Raw genomic sequence first — 6,937 nt, forward strand, 5'->3', positions numbered from 1 at the left:
CGGACACGCCGCTTCAGGCGCGGCGTTGGCACGAATCGCGCACGAAGAAGGTGCCGGTGAGGCTGATGGCCGCGGCGATCATCACGTAGATCGCGGGCGCCATGTTGCTGCCCGTCGAGGCGATCAGCCACGTGATGAAGAACGGTGCGAAGCCGCCGAAGATCGTCACGGCGAAGTTGTAGGCGACGGACAAGCCGGTCGACAGCACCTTGGTCGGAAACAGTTCGGAGAACGCAGCGAGTATCGGGCCGGTGTACGCGGCGATCAGCAAGCCGAACACGCCCTGGAACACCATCAGCGACGCGAGGCCCGGCGTGTGATTGATGTAGGCGAACATCGGCCATGCGAGCAGCAGGATCGAAACGGCCGCGCCGGACAGGAACACGCGGCGACCGAAGCGGTCCGCCAGCTTGCCGACCACCGGCGAGAAGCACATGATCATCAGGCCGCCGAACATGCCAGCGAAAAAGCCGGTGGATTGCGGCAGATGCAACGTGCGCACCGAGTAGGTCGGCATATAGAACAGCAGCACGTAGGTGCAGACCGTCCACAGGATCACCATCGAAAAACTCGCGAACGTCTCGCGCGGAAAGCGCTGGAACACTTCGGCGAGCGGCGAATCGTTCTTCGCTTCGTCGGCCACCGCGCTGAACGCCGGCGTTTCATCCATGCGGCTGCGAATGAAATAGCCGACTGGTCCGATCAGAATGCCGATCAGGAACGGCATTCTCCAGCCCCACGAGTGCAGCGCGTCCGCGCTCAGGTTGGTGGTCACGAAGGTGCCGACCGCCGCGCCGAGCAGCACGGCGAAGCCGATGCTCGACTGAATCCAGCTCGAATAGAAAGCGCGCTGATTGGCCGGCGCGTATTCCGTGAGGAACGCGGTGGCGGTGCCCATTTCGCCGCCGGCCGAGAAGCCCTGCAGCAAACGCGCGATCACGATCAGCACCGGCGCCCACAGGCCGATCTGCTCGTAGGTGGGGGCGAGGCCGATCAACGCGGTGCCGCCCGCCATCAGCAGAATGGTCAGCGAGAGCGCCGCCTTTCTGCCGACCTTGTCCGCATACACGCCGAGCACGATGCCGCCCACCGGCCGCATGAAAAAGCCCACGCCGAAGGTCGCGACCGCGAGCAGCAGCGAGCTCAGTTCATTGCCGGTCGGAAAGAACAGCTTCGCGATGATGACCGCGAAAAAGCTGTACACGGTGAAGTCGAACCACTCGAGCCCATTGCCGAGCACGGTGGCGATGATGGCGCGGCGCCGTTGCCGCGCGAGCGAGTCGACGGAGAGTGCGACGTTGGATGAAAGCGTTCCCTGCATGGTCTCTTTCCTCATCTGGCTGCCCTGTCAGGCGAAAGTGTCGGCAACGCGCCGCGCCGTGATCGAGCGGCGCCTTCGCAGGCATAACGCCGATCCTAGAGACACCTGAATTGTTTTCGAAACGAAAGATTCGCATGCACGCATGCGCGTAGCGCATGCGAAGTGGGATTCCGGGAATTAACCGGCCGCCCTGCCCATCTGCTCTTCGGCCTGCTCGAACAGCCAGCGCGTGAAGAGGCGCGCCGCCTGGTTCTGCGAGCGATCGTTCGGCGACACCACGTAATAGCCGCCGCCGTGACTCGCCGACGCCTGCGTCGCGCGCACCAGCAGCCCTTCGCTCAGGCACGCGTCGATCATATGCCGCCAGCCGAGCACCACGCCCTGGCCGAGAATCGCCATCTGCACGAGTTGCGGATAATGATTGACGACGACCGACTGCGGCGAAGCCGGCATCTGCACACCGTTCAGACGGAACCACTCGGACCACGACATCCATTGCCGCTGGCCGTCCTCCTGCATCAGCAGGGTTTCGTGCGCGAGGTCGGCGGGTTCGAGCACGCGGCCGGCGAGATATCCGGGCGAACATACCGGGTAGACCTCTTCGTCGAAGATGCGGCGCGCGGTGAAATGCGGTTCGGCGCGCTGACGGCTGTAGTACAGACCCACGTCGAATTCCGCAGGCGACAGCGACGCGAGACCGTCGCGTACGATCATTCTGATTTTTACGTTCGGATGCGCGGCGCGAAACGCGCCAAGCCGGGGCGTGAGCCACAGCACCGCGACGCCGGACGAGCACGCGATCGTCAGTTCGAGGTCGCCGTAGCGCTTCATCACATCGAGCGTGGCTTCAGAGCAGGTGGCGAGCAGCCATTGCACGTGCTTTGCGTAGCCTTCGCCGGCGATCGTCAGACGCAACGCGCGATGCTCGCGCACAAATAGCGAGCGGCCAAGGAAGTCTTCGAGCTGGGCGATCTGCCGGCTCACCGCGCTTTGCGTCAGATGCAGTTCGGCGGCGGCCTTGGTGAAACTCGCATGCCGCACGGCCGATTCGAACGCGACCAGACATTGGAGCGGAGGTAAAGGGGCGATGCGCATGATGACGATGGCCGAGTGACGATCGCACCATCATAGCGGGTGCGGGCATCGGTTCGATCATGCGGGTGATGAAGATCGTCGTGGTGTGTCGATGGGCAGATGGGTTCGCGCGTCACGCCGGGTCTTGCTGCGCGCAGTGGCCCTCACGCGCAACAGGCATGCGTCACGGGCATGGATGCCAGGAAAGATCGCCGCGCGTCGTGCAGCCTTGGTGCGAACGCGATGAGGACTCAGTCGCACCAGGCGCGTATTGTCATTCCACGCGGCCGATCCCGGCCAACGCTGGCACCACTCTCGATCAACGGCTCGGCGCCAGTTCCTCTTCGCGCTCCAGCGAGCGGGTGTCGCGCAGTGCAGGAAACAGCTTCATCCACAGCATCGCGACCGTGATTGTCGCGACGCCGCCGACCAGCACCGCCGTCCGCGCGCCCCACCACCCCGCCGTCACGCCCGATTCGAATTCGCCGAGTTGATTCGAGGTCCCAATGAAAAGCGAATTGACCGCGCTGACACGGCCCAGCATTTCGTCGGGCGTGCGCAATTGCACGAGCGAGAGGCGCACCACCACGCTGATGGTGTCCGACGCGCCCAACATCATCAGCGCAAACAGCGACAGGAAGAATTGATGCGACAGACCGAACACCACCGTGGCCAGGCCGAACGCGATCACGCCGCCGAACATCGCCGCGCCGGGCCGGTTGCGCAACGGGAAATGCGCGAGCCAGATGGTGCCCGCAAGCGCCCCGATCGCGGTGCCCGAGCGCAGCAGACCGAGACCGAGCGGCCCCGTGTGCAGCATGTCGCGCGCGAAGATCGGCAACAGCGCGGTCGCGCCGCCGAACAGCACGGCGAACAGATCGAGGGAGAGTGCGCCGAGAATCACCGGCTCCTTGCGGATAAACGCGATGCCCGAGAAGATCGACTCGAGCGTCACCGGCGCGCGGCTCGCGGGTTTCGTTTGCAGCGGGATGCTCCACACGGATGCGGCGGCGGCCGCGAACGACAGCGTGCACGCGAGGTAGGCAGCGCCCGGACCGATGCCATACAGCAAACCACCCAACGCGGGGCCGGCGATCTGCGCCGTCTGATTCGCGGACGTGGCCCATGCGGTCGCTTTGGGCAAATAGCCGCGCGGCACGACGGCGGGCAACAGCGAGGCGACCGCGGGCGATTCGAACGCGCGCGCCGCGCCGACGCAGGCGGCCAGCACATAGATGACCGGCGCGCTGATCCAGCCGCCGAAGGTGCCGAAAGCAAACAGCAAGGCAGCGACGCTTTCGAGGCTCTGGCAGATGGCCGCGATGCGGCGGCGGTCGTAGCGGTCGGCGACGTGCCCGACCACGAGCGTCAGCAGGAACATCGGCAGAAACTGCGCGAGGCCGACGAGACCGAGTGCGAAGGCGCTATGCGTGAGCGCGTAGATGTGCCAGCCCATCGCCACGGCGAGCATCTGGAACGATAGCGACGACAGGATGCGGGTGCACCAGAAGCGCCGGAATGGCGGGTGTTTTGGGAGGCTGAAGGCCGGGGAATTGGTGGGGTCGGCGGGAACTGGGGGCATCGGTGGGTTGCTCTTTACGTAGCGGGCTTGGGCGGGCGCTAGTTTAGAACAAGATGGTCCGACCGCGGGCACGCCGGCGACCAACGTGCGCGGACCATGGCTGAACGTGATCCAGGAAGAATTGCGCGCGCTCGTTGTCGCTGGCGGCTTGATGCGAGGCAAGACGACTTACAGGCAAGTGCGGGATGCACAATGCTGGCGTTGCTTGCGAGGTGTCGGTCGACTACAAGAGCGTGGCAGGCATCGACAAGGCGTATCAGGCCGACTTCGCAAGCCAGAACACATTGCTGGTTGCAACAACCGGACACAACCTCGCTGGCGCGACGCCGACGGGATTTTATTGGGTCGCAGAAGACAACGCGCAGGTGTCGTTCACGCTCGACGACCTGAAAGGCTTGTACGGTGTAATGCTTACGCAGGGTAATGTTGCGTTCAACAAACTCCAGACAGTCAAGGCAAACGTGCGGTCTGCCACTACTGTGTCGGATGTGGAGTCTGTTACCTGGTCGTGATCAGCTTTGGAAAGCCGACGCTTTCTCCCCGCAGAGGCATCCCGTTCACGTAGACATTCAGAAAGCGCCCCGATTTTTCGACCTTCTCGATCTTGCGTGAGTCGCCGTCTGCGAAGTAGACGCGTTGGCCAACCTGAAATTGCCGAACATTTCCTTCGGTGGCTTCCACGAAGAATCCGGATGCCGCCCTTCCCACGCCTCGATACCAGTTCTCGTCTGTGAGATTGAATGCCGGGGTAGGAGTCGGGGGGATCTGGTTTGCGTGCACATAGCCGATCACTGCAATCGGCAATGCCGCATAGACCGCTATTGCAGCATACGCGAATTTCGCCCCGGATTTTCTGGTGGCTGTCGTCGTCGTTTCAAAGAACGAACTCGATGCACGGTAAGCGTTGATGCGCTTTTCGACGAAGAAGTAAATGCAGAGCCCGAGGCCCGCGGCGATCACGGACACGCAGGTCCCGAGGCTGACGGTCTGGAATAAGCCACTGTACTTCCACCCGAGAGGACGGAGCGCCAGCAGGATAGGGAAATGCAGTATGTACAGGGGATACGACAGTTCACCGATCTGCCTGTCAAAGCGATTACTCGCCGTGTAGCGAAAGAGCACCGGAATCGCCATGCCGAAAAATAGCAGGTGCCAGAAGGGCATCACGGTCTGTGAGAACGACAGAACGATCAGCGCCGCGACGCCGACGAAGTAGTGCGGCTGAGCTGTCGGTTGACTGAGGTGATACGCCAGAGCGCCGCCGCCGAAGAATATAAATGACGACGGGTAGAAATAATAGTTGAACGTGTGGATGTCGCCCGTCATCAGATGCGGTACTGGATCAAGGGGGAACGGCAGTACGTTGACAGATAGCAGGTAGGCGCACCCCAGCATCACGAAAATGAAGGTTTTCCGGGCGCTTTTCACCATGAATGGCGCAAGCAGGTAGAAGCCAAGCTCAACGGCTAGCGACCACGCCGGCGGATTCAGCGTCATCGATACGGGGTTGGCGCACTTACCCTCGATCGTTTTGACGCACACCAGATACGACAGGTCTTGCCCAAAGATAAAGGTGTTCTGAAAGATGAAGAACAGTTTGCCGGGCCACGCGAGCGTCCTGAAGAAATCGAATATCGTCTGGTACGAGACCGCTATCGATAGCAACAGCCCGATGTAGTACGTCGGGAACAGGCGGAAAATCCGGCTTTTGTAGAACAGGACTGCCGGTGTTGTCTTGTATTTTTCAGTCAGTACCATCGCCATATAAAACCCGGAGATGATGAAGAAAAAATTCACTGCGTAGAAGGCACCGATCCCCTTGAACCCCAATATCGTCGTGCCGGAATGTCCTGCCACAACGGACAGCGCAAGGAAAAGTCTTAGAAGTCCCATTTTTGTACTGTATGAATCATGAAAGGCAATGAGCGGTAGGGAATCATGATTCTTTCAAGTCGCTCCCTGCGCCTACTAAACAGCGCGTGATAATACAGTAAAGTTCGAAATTCCCCGTAAGTGCCGACGGCCGTTCAACTTGGGCGACCGTGAACGCCGCCTCACCACCGATACCCCAGCGTCACCATGTGCGCCGCCCTGAACCCAAGCGGCACGTTGCTATTGCTGACGTTCCTCAAGGGTGCGGATGTAGGTGTAGCGCACTGTCACCTTCTTGTAGGCGACCGATGCGTCAGCCATCCATGTGAGCTGCGGCTCGGGGTCATGCTTGAGCACGGTCGTGCGTGCTGTCGCTGGTGCGATGGCGGCCGGTGACCCGCTAGCGTCGTGGAGCAACACAGTACTCGAGTGCGAGTTCAATGCAATCATGCCTGCGCACACAATTCCACTTTTTGCTTGTGCATAAGAGGTCACATGTTTCGTATCGACGACGCAACCGCGGCAAGATCGCTTCCGGCGCCGGAAGCGGCGGGCACCGAAGGCTATTTCACCAAAGGCAATGCGACCACCGGCACGCCCGCGACGAAGGTGCGTGGCTCATGGCTGAACATGATTCAGGAAGAGCTGCGCGCGGTAGTTGTAGCCGATGGCTTGACGCCGAGCAAGACGACGTACACGCAGGTGCCATTCACGGTCGACGACCTTGAGGCTTGTACGGTGCAATGCTCACGCAGGGCAATGCTGCATTCAACCCATCAATCGGTATAGTCGGCGGCAAAGGCAGCGTGGGATTACCTTACAAACTGCGCTGCGCAAAGCACGCGGATGAGACCGAGCGCGAGCCATGTACGGCCAGATCAGCCGCCTTTACCCATCTCCAGATAGGATACCGAAAAGTAGCGGCGGCGGTCCCGAGGCCACTCCGGTCGACTGGTATCATTGCCAATGAAGACGACTGGCGCTTACATGGACTGGAGTAGCCCCCTGAAACACCGGACACAGTCTCCCACTTAAAATAACGGGTAGGCATAAGACTGTGTTTTTGACTAACACCAGGCAGGAAATGA

6 protein-coding genes are annotated in these 6,937 nt (G+C 61.2%); 2 read left to right on the forward strand and 4 right to left on the reverse strand.

All coding sequences use genetic code 11. The features are described 5' to 3' along the window. Positions 1 to 13: 13 nt before the first annotated feature. From ACZ9H4_RS10865 to ACZ9H4_RS10875, 3 genes are all read right to left on the reverse strand, one after another. Entirely contained in the window at positions 14 to 1,321 is a 1,308-nt protein-coding gene (locus ACZ9H4_RS10865; protein WP_476119026.1) for an MFS transporter, read from the reverse strand. A gap of 177 nt (positions 1,322 to 1,498) precedes the next feature. Continuing rightward, positions 1,499 to 2,416, reverse strand: a complete 918-nt coding sequence (locus ACZ9H4_RS10870) for a LysR substrate-binding domain-containing protein (RefSeq protein ID WP_408326439.1) — start codon at positions 2,414 to 2,416, stop codon at positions 1,499 to 1,501. 298 nt (positions 2,417 to 2,714) lie between these two features. Next, positions 2,715 to 3,977, reverse strand: a complete 1,263-nt coding sequence (locus tag ACZ9H4_RS10875) for an MFS transporter (RefSeq protein ID WP_476119027.1) — start codon at positions 3,975 to 3,977, stop codon at positions 2,715 to 2,717. A gap of 185 nt (positions 3,978 to 4,162) precedes the next feature. Here ACZ9H4_RS10875 and ACZ9H4_RS10880 point away from each other — a divergent pair, with 185 nt between their 5' ends. After that, on the forward strand, positions 4,163 to 4,489 hold the full coding sequence (locus ACZ9H4_RS10880; protein WP_476119028.1) for a DUF4376 domain-containing protein: 327 nt from the start codon (positions 4,163 to 4,165) through the stop codon (positions 4,487 to 4,489). Here ACZ9H4_RS10880 and ACZ9H4_RS10885 read toward each other — a convergent pair. Beyond that, positions 4,476 to 5,870, reverse strand: a complete 1,395-nt coding sequence (locus ACZ9H4_RS10885) for an acyltransferase family protein (protein WP_476119029.1) — start codon at positions 5,868 to 5,870, stop codon at positions 4,476 to 4,478. The genes ACZ9H4_RS10880 and ACZ9H4_RS10885 overlap by 14 nt on opposite strands. A gap of 474 nt (positions 5,871 to 6,344) precedes the next feature. Here ACZ9H4_RS10885 and ACZ9H4_RS10890 point away from each other — a divergent pair, with 474 nt between their 5' ends. Beyond that, the gene (locus ACZ9H4_RS10890) at positions 6,345 to 6,638 is read left to right on the forward strand and encodes a hypothetical protein (protein WP_476119030.1); all 294 of its coding nucleotides are present in this window, start codon (positions 6,345 to 6,347) and stop codon (positions 6,636 to 6,638) included. Positions 6,639 to 6,937 lie beyond the last annotated feature (299 nt).

It is taken from the genome of Paraburkholderia sp. TE9906 (genome assembly GCF_056279605.1).

What these genes read in the sequence shown, in the direction of transcription:
- ACZ9H4_RS10890 (WP_476119030.1), top strand. Translation starts at nt 6,345, where the DNA reads ATGTTTCGTATCGACGACGCAACCGCGGCAAGATCGCTTCCGGCGCCG.
- ACZ9H4_RS10865 (WP_476119026.1), bottom strand. Translation starts at nt 1,321, where the DNA reads ATGCAGGGAACGCTTTCATCCAACGTCGCACTCTCCGTCGACTCGCTC.
- ACZ9H4_RS10880 (WP_476119028.1), top strand. Translation starts at nt 4,163, where the DNA reads ATGCACAATGCTGGCGTTGCTTGCGAGGTGTCGGTCGACTACAAGAGC.
- ACZ9H4_RS10875 (WP_476119027.1), bottom strand. Translation starts at nt 3,977, where the DNA reads ATGCCCCCAGTTCCCGCCGACCCCACCAATTCCCCGGCCTTCAGCCTC.
- ACZ9H4_RS10885 (WP_476119029.1), bottom strand. Translation starts at nt 5,870, where the DNA reads ATGGGACTTCTAAGACTTTTCCTTGCGCTGTCCGTTGTGGCAGGACAT.
- ACZ9H4_RS10870 (WP_408326439.1), bottom strand. Translation starts at nt 2,416, where the DNA reads ATGCGCATCGCCCCTTTACCTCCGCTCCAATGTCTGGTCGCGTTCGAA.